Here is a 15,406-nt window from a genome sequence, read left to right on the forward strand (position 1 = left end):
ACCGTGACTGCCATCGCCCCGTGCAGGGGAACCCGCCACCGCTGTCGCCTGCGACAGCGGCCGGGGTCGTGCACGCCGGCGCTGGTGAAACCCCAGGAATCCACCCATGGACTTTTCCCGTTTTTTCATTGACAGGCCGATCTTCGCGGCGGTGCTGTCGATCGTGATCTTCGCCGCCGGCCTGATCGCGATCCCGATGCTGCCGATCAGCGAGTACCCCGAAGTGGTGCCGCCCTCGGTGGTGGTGCGCACGGTGTACCCGGGCGCCAATCCCAAGGTGATCGCCGAAACCGTGGCCACGCCGCTGGAAGAAGCGATCAACGGCGTCGAGGACATGATGTACATCAAGTCCGTCGCCGGCTCCGACGGCGTGCTGCAGATGACCGTGACCTTCCGCCCGGGTACCGATCCGGACGAAGCTGCGGTCAAGGTGCAGAACCGCGTCGCCCAGGCGCAGGCGCGCCTGCCCGAAGACGTGCGCCGCCAGGGTGTCTCCACCCAGAAGCAGTCGCCGACCTTCCTGATGGTGGTCCACCTGACCTCGCCGGATGGCAAGTACGACTCGCTGTACCTGCGCAACTACGCCCGCCTGCACGTCAAGGATGCCCTGGCACGCCTGCAGGGCGTCGGCGATGCGCAGATGTTCGGTGGTGGCGACTACGCCATGCGTGCGTGGCTGGACCCGGACAAGATCGCCGCGCGCGGCCTGACCGCCAGCGACGTGGTGCGTGCGATGCGCGAGCAGAACGTGCAGGTCTCGGCGGGCCAGCTCGGTGCCGAACCGATGCCGAGCAGCGACTTCCTGACCCTGATCAACGCGCAGGGCCGCCTGCGCAGCGAACAGGAGTTCCGCGACATCGTGCTCAAGGCCGGTGACGACGGTGAAGTGGTGCGTCTGTCCGATGTCGCCCGCCTGGAACTGGGCGCCGGTGACTACACGCTGCGCTCGCAGCTGGACGGCAAGAACGCGGTCGGTATCGGTATCTTCCAGGCCCCGGGTGCGAACGCGCTGGAGATCCGCGACTCGGTCATCCACACCATGGATGAGCTGACCAAGCAGTTCCCGCCGGGCGTGAAGTACGAAGCGGTGTATGACACCACCATCTTCGTGCGTGACTCGGTCAAGGCCGTGGTCTCCACGTTGCTGGAGGCGATCGCGCTGGTGGTGCTGGTGGTGATCCTGTTCCTGCAGACCTGGCGTGCCTCGATCATTCCGCTGATCGCCGTGCCGGTGTCGATCGTGGGTACGTTCGCGGCGCTGTACGTGCTGGGATTCTCGATCAACACCTTGACCCTGTTCGGGCTGGTGCTGGCGATCGGCATCGTGGTCGATGACGCGATCGTGGTGGTGGAGAACGTCGAGCGCAACATCGAAGAAGGCCTGACCCCGCTGGCCGCGGCGCACCAGGCGATGCGCGAAGTGTCCGGCCCGATCGTGGCGATCGCGCTGGTGCTGTGTGCCGTGTTCGTGCCGATGGCGTTCCTGTCCGGCGTGACCGGTGCGTTCTACAAGCAGTTCGCCGTCACCATCGCCATTTCGACCGTGATCTCGGCGATCAACTCGCTGACCCTGTCGCCGGCGCTGGCGGCACGCCTGCTCAAGCCGCACGGCGCGCCGAAGGATGGCCTGACCCGTCTGATCGATCGTCTGTTCGGCTGGATCTTCCGTCCGTTCAACCGCTTCTTCAAGACCAGCTCGGACAAGTACCACGGTTCGGTCGGCCGCCTGCTGGGCCGTCGTGGGCTGGTGTTCGTGGTGTACGCCGGCCTGCTGCTGGCCACCGGCCTGATGTTCAAGGCGGTGCCGGCCGGCTTCATCCCGACCCAGGACAAGCTGTACCTGATCGCCGGCGTGAAGCTGCCGGAAGGCTCCTCGATCGCACGTACCGACGCCATGCTGTCCAAGGTCGCCGAGATCGCGCGCAACACCGATGGCGTGGCGCACACGATCCAGTTCCCGGGTCTGAACGCGCTGCAGTTCACCAACACGCCCAACACCGGTGTCGCCTTCGTTCCGCTCAAGCCGTTCAGTGAGCGCAAGGGCCGTACCGCCGCGCAGATCAATGCCGAGATCAACGCCAAGATCGCCGGGCTGCAGGAGGGCTTCGCGTTCTCCATGATGCCGCCGCCGATCCTCGGCCTGGGCAACGGCAACGGCTACCAGATGTTCATCCAGGACCGCGGCAACCTTGGTTACGGCGCGCTGCAGACCGCGGTGAGCACGATGCAGGGTGCGGTCGCCCAGACCCCGGGCATGGCGTTCCCGATCACCAGCTACCAGGCCAACGTGCCGCAGCTGGATGCCGAAGTGGACCGCGTCAAGGCCAAGGCCCAGGGCGTGGAGCTGACCGAGTTGTTCGACACGCTGCAGACTTACCTGGGCTCGGCGTACGTGAACGACTTCAACCAGTTCGGTCGTACCTGGCAGGTGATCGCCCAGGCCGACGGCCAGTTCCGTGACAGCGTGGAAGACATCGGTCGCCTGCGCACCCGCAATAACCGCGGCGAGATGGTGCCGATCGGCTCGATGGTCACGGTGAAGCAGACCTACGGCCCGGACCCGGTGCTGCGCTTCAACGGTTACCCGGCGGCCGACCTGGCCGGCGAAGCCGACCCGCGCATGCTGTCCTCGGCCGAGGCCATGACCAAGCTGACCGAAATCGCCGGCAAGGTGCTGCCGGTGGGCATGCAGACCGAATGGACCGACCTGAGCTACCAGCAGGCCACCCAGGGCAAGGCCGCCTTCATCGTGTTCCCGGTGGCGATCCTGCTGGCGTTCCTGGTGCTGGCTGCGCTGTATGAGAGCTGGTCGCTGCCGCTGGCGGTGATCCTGATTGTCCCGATGACCCTGCTGTCGGCGTTATTCGGCGTATGGCTGACCGGTGGCGACAACAACGTGTTCGTGCAGGTCGGCCTGGTGGTGCTGATGGGCCTGGCATGCAAGAACGCGATCCTGATCGTCGAATTCGCCCGCGAACTGGAAATGGGCGGCAAGGGTATCGTCGAGGCTGCACTGGAAGCGTGCCGCCTGCGTCTGCGCCCGATCGTGATGACCTCCATTGCGTTCATTGCCGGCACCATCCCGCTGGTCATCTCGCATGGCGCTGGTGCGGAAGTCCGCTCGGTGACCGGTATCACGGTGTTCGCCGGCATGCTGGGCGTCACCCTGTTCGGCCTGTTCCTGACCCCGGTGTTCTACGTGGCCCTGCGCAAGTTCGTCAGCCGTAACGGCGGCGGGCAGCTGGTGACCCACGGTGAACCGACCATCCACCATTGATTCCTTCCCCCGCGAGGTTTTTCACATGAATACCGCTACCCAAAAGATCGCCCTGGTCACCGGTGCCACCCGCGGCATCGGCCTGGAAACCGTCCGTCAGCTGGCCCAGGCCGGCGTGCATACGCTGCTGGCTGGGCGCAAGCGTGACGTCGCCGTGGCCGAGGCGCTGAAGCTGCAGGCCGAGGGCCTGCCGGTCGAAGCGATCCAGCTCGACGTGGGCGATGCCGCCAGCATCGCCGCGGCGGTGCAGACCGTGACCGAGCGTCACGGCCGCCTGGACATCCTGGTCAACAACGCCGGCATCCTGCTGGACGACATCAAGCTGGCCCCGTCGGCGCAGACCCTGCAGACCTGGCGCGACACCTTCGACACCAACGTGTTCGCGGTGATCGCCGTCACCCAGGCCTTCCTGCCGCTGCTCAATGCCTCGCCGGCCGGCCGCATCGTCAACGTGTCCAGCATCCTGGGCTCGCTGACCCTGCACAGCCAGCCGGGCTCGCCGATCTACGGCTTCGCCGTGCCGGCCTACAACGCCTCCAAGAGCGCGGTGAATGCCTGGACCGTGCAGCTGGCCTATGAGCTGCGCGACAGCACCACCAAGGTCAATACCGTGCACCCGGGTTACGTCAAGACCGACATGAACGGCGGCGAAGGCGAGATCGAAATCAGCGAAGGCGCACGCTCCAGCGTCGGCATGGCGCTGATCGATGCCGAGGGTCCCAATGGCAGCTTCACCTACCTCGGCGAGGTGCTGCCATGGTGATCCGCCTGTTGACCGTGGCCGTGACCAGCGCACTGCTGGCCGGCTGCGTCAGCGTCGGCCCCAACTACCAGGCGCCACCGGCCGAGCCGGTGACCCTGCAGGGCGCCGCCGCGCCGGTGTTCACCACCAGCTCGCCGGTGGCGAGCTGGTGGGCCCAGTTCGACGATCCGGTGCTGGAGCAACTGGTGCATGAAGCGCTGGGCACCAACCTGGACCTGCGCATCGCGATGTCGCGCGTGCGCGAGGCCCGCGCGGTGTTCGTCGAGCAGCGCCTGGACCAGTTGCCGCACGTCACCAGTGGCGGCAGCTATGACCGCCGCAAGCAGCCGGATGCCACGGTGGGTGGCGAGCGCGTCTTCAGCGAGACCTACCAGCTCGGCTTCGATGCGGGCTGGGAGCTGGATCTGTTCGGTCGCCAGCGCCGCGCCGCCGAAGCGGCGCGTGCGGACCTGGGTGCCGAGCAGGACAACCTCGCCGATGCCCAGGTCACCGTCGCTGCGGAAGTGGCGCGCAACTACTTCGAACTGCGCGGCACCCAGAAGCGCATCGCGGTGGCCAAGCGCACCCTGGTCAATCTGCGCGACACCCAGAAGCTCACCGAAACCCGGTGGGAACTGGGCGCGGGCAGCGAGCTGGACGTGCAGAGCAGCCGTGCGCGCCTGAAGGCGATCGAGGCCGACATTCCGCTGCTGGAAGTAGCCGAGGTGCAGTCACGTCATCGTCTTGCAGTGCTGCTGGGCCAGCGCCCGGACGCACTGGACAGCCTGCTGCAGCCGCGCGAGATGCGGCCGTACGCCAAGGCGTTGCCGTTGGGTGACACCACCGATCTGCTGCGTCAGCGCGCCGACGTGCGCGTGGCCGAGCGTCGGCTGGCGGCAGCGACCGCACGCGTTGGCGTGGCCACCGCAGACCTGTTCCCGCGGATCAGCCTGAGTGGCTTCGTCGGCTTCCTCTCCGGCGATGCCAGCGGGTTGGTCAACGGCAACAACAAAGCGTGGTCGGTGACCCCGTCGATCAGCTGGGCTGCGTTCGACTTCGGCACGGTCAAAGCCCGGCTGCGCGCGAGCAAGGCGCAGGCCGACGGTGCCGCAGCCGAGTACGAGAAGGCGGTGCTGCTGGCGCTGGAAGACACCGAGAACGCGTTGACGCGGTATGCCAAGCAGCAGGCCCGCCTGGCGATCGTCGCCGAGCAGGCGCAAGCGGCGGGACGTGCCGAAGAGCTGGCGCAGATCCGTTTCCGCGAGGGCTCGGAGGACTTCCTGACCCTGCTGGATGCGCAGCGCACCCAGCTTGCCGCGGACGATGCACTGGCCGAGGCCGAATCGACGGTCAACGTCAGTGTGGTCGGTGTGTACAAGGCGCTGGGTGGCTGGGGCCAGCAGCAGGATGCAGCGAACACCCCGGTGGCGGTCACGCAACGCTGACCGCCCAGGTGACGGGGACGGCGATGGCGCCGTCCCCGTCAGCCGGTGGGCCACGGTGTCACGGCCACTCGTTGGCGGGGGCATGACCCTCATCGCCGCGCATGCGGACGATGCAGAAGCGGTGCCCGGTCGGGGCCTCCATGACCCACCAGCGCTTCACGAAGCCGATCCGGCGTGCGCCGAGTTTCTCCAGACGGTTCGCTTCGGCATCGATATCGTCGCTCTCGATGTCCAGATGCACGCGAGAGGCGTGCTCGACCCGCTGTACTTCCACGTTCAGGCCCGCCGGTGCGCCCTGCAGGTCCGCGTACTCGGCCTGTTCTTCGCGATAGGCCGGCGCCGCGGTGTACCCCAGCGCGGCCGACCAGAACGCGGCGGCGCGGTCGGCCGGCACGTCCTGGCAGTCGATGATGAAGCCGGCGAGCCGGCTGCGATGGGCCATGGTCCAATCCTCGGTGCGGAAAGAAACCTCTATCGCACCGTCGCCATCGACGCGGTGTGATGCTGCTGGACGGCCGATCGACCGCCCAGCGGATCCCCCTTATCTGCCTTTGGCAGCGCTGGGTGCGGCAACGCGCAGCTCGGCCTGGACCGGGTAGTGGTCCGAGGGCAGCACACCACCGGGCTTCTGGTCCAGCGTGCTGAAACGGTCCACGCTGAAGCCGCGCACCAGGATCCAGTCCAGTTCCACCGTGGGTTTGCCAGTGAAGTCATGGAAGGTCAGGCGCGGGCCATCGACCTTGCCGGCCAGGGTGCGTGCATCGCCCAGCGCAGCGGTGAACGCCTTGTAGGTGTCGCTGCCGGGCTCACTGTTGAAATCGCCGGTGACCACCACCGGGATGTCCTTGGGCAGCGCGGCCAGCCGCGAGACGATCAGCTTGGCGCCGAGCACGCGGCGCGGCTCGTCCTCATCACGGTAGGGCAGGTGGGTGTTGAACAGGTAGAAGCGCTGGCCATCGGCCTGGCGCTGGAACAGCGCCCAGGTCACCATGCGCGGGAACAGGTTGCCCCAGGTGATGCTGCCCGGCACGTCCGGCGTATCGGACAGCCAGAAGTCGCCCGACTCGAGCACCTTCAAACGGGACGTGTCGTAGAGCACGCCCATGTGTTCGTCGCCGTGGCCGCCGCGGCGGTCCTTGCCGAACAGCGCGTAGCCGGGCAGGTGTGCGACCAGGTACTCGCCCTGTTTCTGCACCAGTTCCTGCGTGCCGATCACCTCGGGGTGCTGTTCGCGGATCAGGGTGACCATCGCATCGCGACGGTCTTCCCAGCGCTTGCCCGGGTCGGTATCGGCCGGCGTGCGGACATTGAACGACATGACCTTCAACGCCGCCGGCGCCTGCGCCCAGGCGGTGCCCAGCGGGGCGGCGATCATCATCAGGGCCAGCAGCGCCGGCCGGTGGAAACGAGACAGCATGTGGAATCCCTCCATTCCATGAAAACGTTCCCAAAGGGTCGCATGGAAGGGCAGGGAAAGGATATGCGCGACATGGCGGTTGAGTGGGGCAGCGGCCGGGTCAGTTGGAGAGCAGGACCACCCCGATCACGAGGTTGATCAGCGATCCCAGTACCAGCACCCACAGCGTGGACAGGATCGTGTTGAGCCAGGAACGCTGCAGGGCCATCTTCAGCCAGCCGGCCTGCACCACCCCATACCACAGCGCGGCGACCACCCCGACCGCCGTGCCGAGCACGGTCGACATCTCGCCGGGCAACCGCACGAACACCATGCTGGTGGACAACGTCACCGCGAACGGCGCGGTCAGGTAGCACTGCATGAAAAACGGTCGGCGCAGCGACTCGCGGGTCATCGGCACCTGCTTGCGCCGCAGCAGGTGTGTGGTGGTCACCAGCGGCCAGATCGCGAAGGTGATCGAGCGATACAGCAGCAGGCTTTCCTCGTTGCCGAAGATCGAGCGCGACAGCGCACCGGTACCGACCACCTGCTGGTGCAGCATCAGCTCCACCCCGTGCGCAACCAGCACCGCCAGCATCAGGAACATCGGCGGACTGATCGCATCGTCGAACCGGCGCTCCAGATTCTCCTTCAGCTCGGTATCCACGTACTGCGCCATCCGCCGCGGATGCACGACCACGCGGTACAGCGTGCGCGGGAAGAACAGGAACCAGGTGCACAGTTCGTAGAGAAACTCTTCCAGCGACCGCAGCAGTTTGAGGAAATCCATCCCGGGCTCCTTGCGTGGAGGAAAACCGACACCCCCGAGGCTACCGGGGCGGGGCTCAGCGGATGGCGACGGTCAGGCTGTGCGGCGCCTTCTCGCCGCGGCGCGCCTGCGCGCGCATCTGGTAGACCTGCACCACATAGGTGCCGGTGGCCGGCAGCGTGCCGCTCCAGCGTCGTTTCTCATCATTGCTGCCAAGCGCCTCGCCCTGGCCGGGCGTCACGCCGGGCGCGAACACAGTGAAGTTGGCGTTCGGGCTGCCATCGATCGTCACCGCCATGGTCTGGCCAGCGCGTGCGGCGATCGTGTACCGGACGGTGTCATAACCGGACAACGTGCCACGCAACGTGGCGCTGCTGGCGCCCTTGCTGAAGTGCACGGGGGTGGTGGTGACCTTGTCCGCCGCCGTGGCCAGCATCGGCGTCAGGGCGAGCAGGGTGATCAACAGCAGCGAGCGGAGCGGCGTCATGGCAAGTCCTCGGTCGGGCCCGGCAAGGGCGTTTCGTGCCGAGCATGGGCGCGCCGGCATCAAGGGATTGTCGATGCGCTGCAGCTCAAGGCTGGCGCGCAGTGAACGCACTGTGCTCTATCGGCAGCGTTTTCCGCTGCGTTCTGAATTGTTTACGCAGGTGCCCGGCGCGTGCATGGCCCCACGTCCGCCACGCACGCATGGGTAACGCAGGCAGGCCTAGCGTGGATTCACCGGCACCACTTCGATGCCGAACACCGGAGATACGGCAATGGCCAACACCCCGAACCCGCAGCAGGGTCAGAACGATCCGCAGCGTCAGAACGATCCGCAGCGCAATACCCCGCAGCAGGGCCAGCAGGACCAGCAGGATCAGCGCGACCGCGATGCCCAGAAACAGCAGCAACAGCAGGACCAGCAGGGCCAGCGCCAAGGCCAGCAGAACGATCAGGAAGAATAAGGCCACGCGGTACGCGTCGTGGGCCCGGTCAATCTGGCCGGGCCTTTGTGCGTCCTGGCGAACCACAACGCTTCAGCTGTCGTCGGCCGCCTGACGGCACCGGCCCGGCTTACCGGCTACCATGACGGCATGAGCATCCCCGTTCCGGACAGCAGCGTGCCGCGCCTGCTGGGTTTCGACGTTCCGACCCTGCAGACCATTGTCGACCATGGCGCGGACGAGGCCATCGTGGCCATGCTCGATGTCGCTCCGGACGCCCACTGGCTGAAGTTGTTCGACGAACGCGTCGCTGCCCTCAAGGGCGAGCTCGGCCTGGCGGGCGTCGAACTCGACGGCACCTCGATCCTGTTCTTCGGCTCCATTGCCGACAGCCGCCGTCTGGCGACCGCCATATCGGCGCTGATCAATGCGGTCAACATGGAAGTGGCCGGGCGCACCGAACCCTTCCAGCCCCCGATGGCCTGACGGCTCAGGAGTCGATGCGGCACGCACGCAGCCGCAGCACGTCGGTCCTGCCTGCCTCCGCTGCGCGGTGCGATGAAGGGCAGGCGCCGCGAATCTCGGTCACCCACATCACCATCATCGCCACGATACGGTTCGCATCGGTCGGCCATTGCGCGACCAGGCGGTCGTGGATGTCGTCGTACACCGCCCATCGCGCCGCCGCGGACAGCCCGCGCGTCCAGCACTGTTCCAGCTCGGCATGTGCCTGCCGAAAGGCCTCTTTCTGTCCGTCCATAACGATCCCCAGCACAGTGCATGCCGGCCAGGCGTGCCTGCCCGGGTGAGCCCCCCTGCCATCTGACGAACGCCGGTTGTCCCGAAGACCGGCCACCTCCCGTGTGCTCACCGCGCTGCCTGCCGCAGGCTGAACACTGCGCCGACCGGCCCCCTTAACAAAACAGGACGTCCTGTATAGTTACGACCCCTTTGGACGTGTTCGTTGCCCCCATGACCCCCACCAAGACCCAGCGCTGGAGCCTGCTGCTCACCGTGGCCGCCGGCCTGTTGCTGATCACGCTCGACAACTCGGTCCTGTACACGGCCTTGCCCACCCTGACTGCAGAACTGGGTGCGTCGCCATTGCAGGGCCTGTGGATCATCAATGCGTACCCGCTGGTCATGGCCGGCCTGCTGCTCGGTGCGGGCACCCTCGGCGACCGGCTGGGACACCGCCGGATGTTCCTGATCGGCCTGGTGATCTTCGGGATCGCCTCGCTGCTGGCCGCGTTCGCCCCGGATGCCAACCTGCTTATCGCCGCCCGGGCGCTGCTCGCAGTCGGTGCCGCAGCGATGATGCCGGCCACCCTGGCGCTGATCAGCCTGACCTTCGACGACGAACGCGAGCGAAATCTGGCGATCGCGGTCTGGGGCTGCATCTCCATCGTTGGCAGCGCGATCGGTCCGATCGTCGGGGGCCTGCTGCTGGCCCATTTCTGGTGGGGGTCGGTGTTCCTGGTCAACGTGCCGATCGTGCTGCTGGCCATGGTCGGGGCCGTGCTGTTCGCGCCGCACGGCACGCCCGATGCAAGCAAGCCATGGGATCTGATCTCCTCGCTGCTCAGCCTGATCGCCCTGTCCGGTCTGGTGGTGGCGATCAAGGAGATCGCGCACGCGCCGCCGAACGGGACGCTTGCCGCGGGCGCGGGGCTGATCTTCGTGGTCGGCCTGGTGCTGTTCCTGCGCCGCCAGCGTCGCCTGCCGTACCCCATGCTCGACGTGGCGATCTTCCGCAACGCGCCGTTCCTGGCCGGTGTGCTCTCGGCGGCGTTCGCGATGTTCGCCATTGCCGGCCTGCAGTTGCTGACCACGCAGCGCTTCCAGCTGGTGGCCGACTACACGCCGCTGCAGGCTGGCCTGCTGGTGTCGGTGGTCGCGCTCGGCTGCCTGCCCAGCGCGATCCTCGGCGGTGCGTTCCTGCACCGCGTCGGGCTGCTGCCGTTCATCACCGGTGGGCTCGGCGTGGGGGCGGCGGGGGTGCTGCTGGTCGCGGCAACCTTCGGCAGCGACCTGGGCTGGACCATCGCCGGGTTGTTGCTGACCGGGCTGGGCATGGGGGCGACCATTTCCGTCGCCTCCACCGCGATCATCGGCAACGTGCCGCCGCACCGCGCCGGCATGGCGTCCTCGGTGGAAGAGGTCTCGTATGAGTTCGGCAGTCTGTTCGCCGTCTCCCTGCTGGGCAGCCTGATCGCCGCGCTGTACTCGGCCACCGTCTCGCTGCCGGACGGCGTCGACGCCACTGCGGGCGAGAGCATCCAGCAGGCGCTCGCACTGGCCGCGCAGTCCGGTGCCGATGCGAAGTGGTTCGGTGGCGCCGCCAGCGCCTACGACGCCAGCTATGTTTCGGTACTGTATGTGATCGCTGCCGTACTGCTGGTCGGCACCGTCGTCACCGGCGCACTGCTGCGCCGCCATGGCCCCGGCACCGCCACCACTGTCTCCCACGCCCACTGACCCATGCGCCCGAGCAACCGAACCAACATCCTGGATGCGGCCGTCCGCGTGATCGAACGCGACGGCATCACCGCGCTCACCTTCGAAGCGGTCGCCGCCGAATCCGGCATCGCCCGGGGTGGACTGCTGTATCACTTCCCCTCGCGCGACGCGCTGCTGCAGGGCATCCATCAGCACCTGGCCGGGGTATGGGAGGCGAGCATGATCGATGCTGCCGGCAAGCCGGCCGAGGCCGCGGAAACGATCGAGCGCTACCAGGCCTACGCACTCACCTGCGCGCAGACCGCCAGCCGGGCCGAACTGCAGCTGATGTTCGATGCGGCCGCCACCGACGAGAACATGCAGCCCTGGACCACGGTGGTCGAGCGCTGGTCGCCGCCGACGCCGCAGGACCTGAGCGACCCGGCCGCGCTGGACCTGTTCATCGCCAAGCTCGCCGCCGATGGCATGTGGGTGTTCGAAGCGCTGTCGCGCTCGCGGCTGGCGCCGGAGGTACGGCAGGCCATCGCCGACCGGCTGGCGCAGACGATCGCGGCCGCTTCAAAGACAGCGTGAAGCCCGCCATGCGGGTACCCTTGACGGTTCACTTCTTGAACGACGGACCCGCCTGATGGATTACCAGCTTGTGATCAAGTTCTGGCGCAAGTCGCTGGACGATGAGGCCTTCCTGGCGACGCTGGAGGCCGAGCTGACCGCCGCGCTCGGCAAGGCCGCGACGCTGGACGGCTATGACGTCAGCGCGAAAGAGATCAACCTCTTCATGTTCACCGCGGATCCGCGCCCGACGTTCCGGAAGACCAAGGATGTGCTGGAGACGATGGGCGTGCTGCACAGTGTGTCTGCGGCGTACCGGCTGGTGGGCGGTGCGCAGTTCACCTCGGTGTGGCCGTTGCGGATGGCGCGGAAATTTACGTTGCCGTGAGCGGGCAGGTGTCGATCCAGGTGATCCAGCCGCTCCGGCTGATCCGATTCCGGCGGTGCGGCGGTTATGCTCGCTGCCTGCCCTTGATGGATCGCGCCATGCGCCTGTTCGTGCTGTCCCTGTTGCTGCTTACCGGATCCGTTGCGCCCTTGCTGGCCGCCGAGCCAACCCCGCGCGCACCCAGCTCGCCGCTGGTCATCGGTGAAACGTTCACCGTGCACTCCACGGTGCTGGGTGAAACCCGCCGCATCAACGTGTATCGCCCGCAGCCGTGGGGACTGGACCCGAAGGCGCCACTCCCGGTGATCTACATGCCCGACGGCGGTATCGACGAGGATTTCCTGCACGTGGCGGGGCTGGTGCAGGTGCTGTCCGGCAACGGCAGCATCCGGCCGTTCCTGCTGGTCGGCATCGAGAACACCGAGCGTCGCCGCGACATGACCGGTCCCAGCAGCGATCCCGAAGACCGGAAGATCGCACCTCGCATCGGTGGGTCGGCTGCATACCGCACGTTCCTGCGCGACGAGCTGATGCCGGAAGTGCGTCAGCGCTACGCGACCACCGACGAGCGTGCTCTGATAGGAGAGTCGCTGGCCGGTCTGTTCGTGGTCGAAACGCTGCTGCAGGAACCCACGCTTTTCAATAGCTACATCGCGCTCGACCCCAGCCTGTGGTGGAACCGGGGGCAGTTGCTGGCCGATGCACCGAAGCAACTGGCGGCTGTCCGCCAGGCACAGCCGCGGGTATTCCTGGCCAGCAGTGGGCAGCCGCAACTGGCGGCCAGCACGCTGCAGTTTTCTTCGCTGTTGCAGCAGGCCTCGCCCTCGCTGCTGGTGAAGTACCAGCCGATGCCGGACGAGACCCACGCCACGATCTATCACCCGGCGGCCCTGCAGGCGTTGCGTACGATGTTCCCGGCGCCAGTGCCTGCCTCGCCCTGAGCAGTGGCGGGGCGGCAGGCAACAAAAAAGCCGGAACCCCTTGTTTGACGGGAGGTTCCGGCTTTCTGTGGTCCTTGTGGGACCGTCTAATGGTGGAGGTGGGCGGAATTGAACCGCCGTCCGAAGGCACTCCATCCCCGGTACTACATGCTTAGCTCACCGTTGGATCTCATCCTGTGGCAGCACGGTGTGCAAAGCGCACCCCAGGACCAGCCTGCTTTAGTTAAGTCGTGACTGACAGGCAGCCATCACAACCGGTTCCGTGATAATGACCCTACATCTACGAGCACGGGCACAAGTAGGTTCGGGGGTTCGCCTTAGGCGGCTGTAGAACTAAACGCTAAAGCTGTTTTTAGGCAGCGATTGCGAAGTCGTTCGAACCGTAGTTGTCGTCGTTGGCAACTAAAAGTTTGCTGCTGGATTAACGAGGAAAGCTGCCCCCTCGGCATGCACCAAGTAACTTCACAACCCCCGTCGAAACCAATGCACCCCCGGTTTCTTCAAGAACCGCACTTCATCCGGAAATCAACACCGGACGTCTACTTGACGGGTTGGATGCTACTCCAATCCAGCTGAACAGTCACCTTGCCCGTCTGCGTCTTACTTCTGCAGCTGGCGGCGGCTGTCGGCCTTGTGGCGGGCCTTTTCCTTCTTCAGGCGGTTGTGCTCGTTGCGCACGGCCATCGCCTGCTTCTTGGCCTGAGGTTCGACCCGGGCCATCAGCGATTCCACCTGGGCGACCAGCCGGCGATGCTCCAGGGTGTCGTAGCTCTGCGTTTCCGAGGCAACGCGCTTGGCGTTGCGGATGAGGTAGGTCAGCACCTTGAGCAGCGCGGCCGGATCCATGGCGCGGGCGAGTTCGTCAAAGATGAACTCCAGCGCGGCCACGTCGGCGCGCAGGGTGGTCAGTTCGTCCGCCGCCAATGCGGGTGCCGGGGTAGTTTCAAGAGTCACGCGCGGATCCTTTCCGTATCAATGCGGGGATTCTGACAGTTGTGCGGGGTTGGCGGGGAAAGATCGTTGTCCTGACGGGGCCGCGGGGCAGGGTCGGCCTTGGCGATACGCGGCGCTGGCAGCGGTCGGGCAGGCGTTACAGCGGCTTGCGCAGGTACAGGCGATGGTGCCCGGGCGGGAAGTCCTGCAGCCGCCCGAACACCTCATAGCCCTGCTTGAGGTAGAAGCCCTCGGCCTGCCAGGAGAAGGTATCCAGCGTCACGGCGTGTGCGCCGAGTTGGCGGGCCTGCTGCTCGGCATCGGCCAGCAGCGCCTGGCCCAGGCCTTCGCCACGGCGGCTGGCGTCCACCCACAGCGCATGCACCAGCAGCCAGCCACCGCAGACATCGGCAGCAATCCCGGCCACGACCTGGCCGGCGGCATCGTGGATCACCCGGTTGACCGGCTGGTCTTCCAGGGCATCGCCACTGGCGGCCTGGTTGAAGGCCAGCAGCCCGGCGTACACCGTGCGGGTGTCTTCGGCGCTGGCCGGCGTGATGGCGGGCGCGGGCGACACCGGGGCCATCAGGCGTCGCGGTTGTGGCGACGCATGGTGCGCGACTTCTCGCGCGCCCAGTCGCGGTCCTTCTCGGCATCGCGCTTGTCGTGGGTCTGCTTGCCCTTGGCCAGCGCGATCTCTAGCTTGATCTTGTTCTTGCTCCAGTACATCGCGGTGGGCACGATCGTGTAACCGTCGCGCTGCACCTTGCCGATCAGCTTGTCGATCTCGTTGCGATGCAGGAGCAGCTTGCGGTCCCGGCGGTCGTTGGCCACCACGTGGGTGGAGGCCTGGATCAACGGGGTGATCTGCGCGCCGATCAGGTAGATCTCGCCATCACGCACGTAGGCGTAAGCATCGATGATGTTGCCGCGTCCGGCGCGGATCGACTTGACCTCCCAGCCCTGCAGGGCCAGGCCGGCTTCGAAGCGATCTTCGATGTGGTACTCGTGCCGGGCACGCTTGTTGAGTGCGATGGTTTTGTTGGCCGTCGCGCCCTTTGCTTTATCCTTGCCGCTGTTCTTGCTCATTTCCCTATTGTCTCCGATTCGGGCACGCCCGGTCGATTCATCCGACATCTGTATCGCATGCCAACTATCCGCCGTAGTGCCCTGGTCGAACATTCGGCTGCCCGCATGTTCGACCTGGTCAATGATATTGACGCCTATCCGCGCCGCTTCCGCTGGTGTTCGGCCTCGCAGATCCTGGAGTCCGGCCCGGACCGCCTGGTCGCGCGCCTGGATCTGGGCTTCGGTTCGTTCTCGACCTGGTTCATGACCGAGAACACGCTGCAGCGTCCGCACAGCATCGATATGCAGCTCAAGGACGGACCGTTCAAGCGCCTGCACGGGCGCTGGGAGTTCCATGCGCTGGCCGAGGATGCCTGCAAGGTCACGCTGACGCTGGAGTTCGAGCCGACCTCACGTCTGCTCGGCCCGGCCCTGGCGCTGGGCTTCCAGGGCCTGGCCGATCGCATGGTCAATGATTTCGTCCGCGTCGCCGACGCCCAGGACTGAGC

General features: G+C 66.4%; 18 protein-coding genes and 1 other RNA gene. 10 read left to right on the plus strand and 9 right to left on the minus strand.

What is annotated here, in order from left to right; genetic code table 11:
- Positions 1 to 106: 106 nt before the first annotated feature.
- From AC07WC_RS05875 to AC07WC_RS05885, 3 genes are read left to right on the plus strand one after another with little or no spacing between them, the layout of a single operon-like run.
- Entirely contained in the window at positions 107 to 3,277 is a 3,171-nt protein-coding gene (locus AC07WC_RS05875; protein WP_495209173.1) for an efflux RND transporter permease subunit, read from the plus strand.
- A gap of 25 nt (positions 3,278 to 3,302) precedes the next feature.
- Entirely contained in the window at positions 3,303 to 4,040 is a 738-nt protein-coding gene (locus AC07WC_RS05880; protein WP_495209174.1) for an SDR family oxidoreductase, read from the plus strand.
- Positions 4,034 to 5,464: an efflux transporter outer membrane subunit gene (locus AC07WC_RS05885; protein ID WP_495209175.1), complete on the plus strand. Its 1,431-nt coding sequence runs from the start codon at positions 4,034 to 4,036 to the stop codon at positions 5,462 to 5,464. The genes AC07WC_RS05880 and AC07WC_RS05885 overlap by 7 nt, the downstream gene beginning before the upstream one ends.
- A 58-nt stretch (positions 5,465 to 5,522) precedes the next feature.
- On the opposite strand, the gene AC07WC_RS05890 is transcribed toward AC07WC_RS05885, so the two are convergent.
- The 4 genes from AC07WC_RS05890 to AC07WC_RS05905 form a co-directional block, all read right to left on the minus strand.
- Positions 5,523 to 5,906 (minus strand): VOC family protein, encoded by a 384-nt coding sequence (locus tag AC07WC_RS05890; RefSeq protein ID WP_495209176.1) that lies wholly within the window; start codon positions 5,904 to 5,906, stop codon positions 5,523 to 5,525.
- Between the two features lie 99 nt (positions 5,907 to 6,005).
- Entirely contained in the window at positions 6,006 to 6,881 is an 876-nt protein-coding gene (locus AC07WC_RS05895) for an endonuclease/exonuclease/phosphatase family protein (protein ID WP_495209177.1), read from the minus strand.
- Between the two features lie 100 nt (positions 6,882 to 6,981).
- Positions 6,982 to 7,650 carry a hypothetical protein gene (locus AC07WC_RS05900; protein ID WP_495209178.1) on the minus strand — a complete coding sequence of 223 codons (669 nt, stop codon included), beginning with the start codon at positions 7,648 to 7,650 and terminating at the stop codon, positions 6,982 to 6,984.
- A gap of 55 nt (positions 7,651 to 7,705) precedes the next feature.
- Positions 7,706 to 8,116, minus strand: coding sequence for a g-type lysozyme inhibitor (locus tag AC07WC_RS05905; protein ID WP_495209179.1), 411 nt, complete (start codon positions 8,114 to 8,116; stop codon positions 7,706 to 7,708).
- 271 nt (positions 8,117 to 8,387) lie between these two features.
- Here AC07WC_RS05905 and AC07WC_RS05910 point away from each other — a divergent pair, with 271 nt between their 5' ends.
- Together AC07WC_RS05910 and AC07WC_RS05915 are read left to right on the plus strand one after the other, a co-directional pair.
- The gene (locus AC07WC_RS05910; protein WP_495209180.1) at positions 8,388 to 8,576 is read left to right on the plus strand and encodes a hypothetical protein; all 189 of its coding nucleotides are present in this window, start codon (positions 8,388 to 8,390) and stop codon (positions 8,574 to 8,576) included.
- Between the two features lie 129 nt (positions 8,577 to 8,705).
- Positions 8,706 to 9,041 carry a hypothetical protein gene (locus tag AC07WC_RS05915; protein WP_495209181.1) on the plus strand — a complete coding sequence of 112 codons (336 nt, stop codon included), beginning with the start codon at positions 8,706 to 8,708 and terminating at the stop codon, positions 9,039 to 9,041.
- Between the two features lie 4 nt (positions 9,042 to 9,045).
- Here the strand turns inward: AC07WC_RS05915 and AC07WC_RS05920 are convergent, their stop codons facing one another.
- Positions 9,046 to 9,315 carry a hypothetical protein gene (locus AC07WC_RS05920; protein WP_495209182.1) on the minus strand — a complete coding sequence of 90 codons (270 nt, stop codon included), beginning with the start codon at positions 9,313 to 9,315 and terminating at the stop codon, positions 9,046 to 9,048.
- A 212-nt stretch (positions 9,316 to 9,527) separates the two neighbouring features.
- On the opposite strand from AC07WC_RS05920, the gene AC07WC_RS05925 reads away from it, so the two are divergent.
- The 4 genes from AC07WC_RS05925 (at position 9,528) to AC07WC_RS05940 (ending at position 12,896) form a co-directional block, all read left to right on the plus strand.
- A complete protein-coding gene (locus AC07WC_RS05925; RefSeq protein ID WP_495209183.1) occupies positions 9,528 to 11,033 on the plus strand; it encodes an MFS transporter in 1,506 nt (501 codons plus the stop codon).
- A 3-nt stretch (positions 11,034 to 11,036) separates the two neighbouring features.
- Positions 11,037 to 11,588, plus strand: coding sequence for a TetR/AcrR family transcriptional regulator (locus AC07WC_RS05930; RefSeq protein ID WP_495209184.1), 552 nt, complete (start codon positions 11,037 to 11,039; stop codon positions 11,586 to 11,588).
- A gap of 55 nt (positions 11,589 to 11,643) precedes the next feature.
- Complete coding sequence (locus tag AC07WC_RS05935) at positions 11,644 to 11,955, plus strand: hypothetical protein (RefSeq protein ID WP_495209185.1); 312 nt, start codon at positions 11,644 to 11,646, stop codon at positions 11,953 to 11,955.
- A 98-nt stretch (positions 11,956 to 12,053) separates the two neighbouring features.
- Positions 12,054 to 12,896 (plus strand): alpha/beta hydrolase, encoded by an 843-nt coding sequence (locus tag AC07WC_RS05940; RefSeq protein ID WP_495209186.1) that lies wholly within the window; start codon positions 12,054 to 12,056, stop codon positions 12,894 to 12,896.
- A 90-nt stretch (positions 12,897 to 12,986) separates the two neighbouring features.
- On the opposite strand, the gene ssrA is transcribed toward AC07WC_RS05940, so the two are convergent.
- The 4 genes from ssrA to smpB form a co-directional block, all read right to left on the minus strand.
- Positions 12,987 to 13,389, minus strand: a transfer-messenger RNA (tmRNA) gene (gene ssrA / locus AC07WC_RS05945).
- A gap of 107 nt (positions 13,390 to 13,496) precedes the next feature.
- Positions 13,497 to 13,850, minus strand: coding sequence for a hypothetical protein (locus AC07WC_RS05950; protein WP_019183168.1), 354 nt, complete (start codon positions 13,848 to 13,850; stop codon positions 13,497 to 13,499).
- Positions 13,851 to 13,986: 136 nt separating this feature from the next.
- A complete protein-coding gene (locus AC07WC_RS05955) occupies positions 13,987 to 14,415 on the minus strand; it encodes a GNAT family N-acetyltransferase (protein WP_495209187.1) in 429 nt (142 codons plus the stop codon).
- Positions 14,415 to 14,918 carry an SsrA-binding protein SmpB gene (gene smpB, locus AC07WC_RS05960; RefSeq protein ID WP_019183166.1) on the minus strand — a complete coding sequence of 168 codons (504 nt, stop codon included), beginning with the start codon at positions 14,916 to 14,918 and terminating at the stop codon, positions 14,415 to 14,417. The genes AC07WC_RS05955 and smpB overlap by 1 nt, the downstream gene beginning before the upstream one ends.
- A 57-nt stretch (positions 14,919 to 14,975) precedes the next feature.
- Here smpB and AC07WC_RS05965 point away from each other — a divergent pair, with 57 nt between their 5' ends.
- A complete protein-coding gene (locus AC07WC_RS05965) occupies positions 14,976 to 15,404 on the plus strand; it encodes a type II toxin-antitoxin system RatA family toxin (RefSeq protein ID WP_026069778.1) in 429 nt (142 codons plus the stop codon).
- The last annotated feature ends 2 nt before the right edge of the window (positions 15,405 to 15,406 follow it).

This window comes from Stenotrophomonas sp. GW821-FHT01H02A (assembly GCF_059422145.1).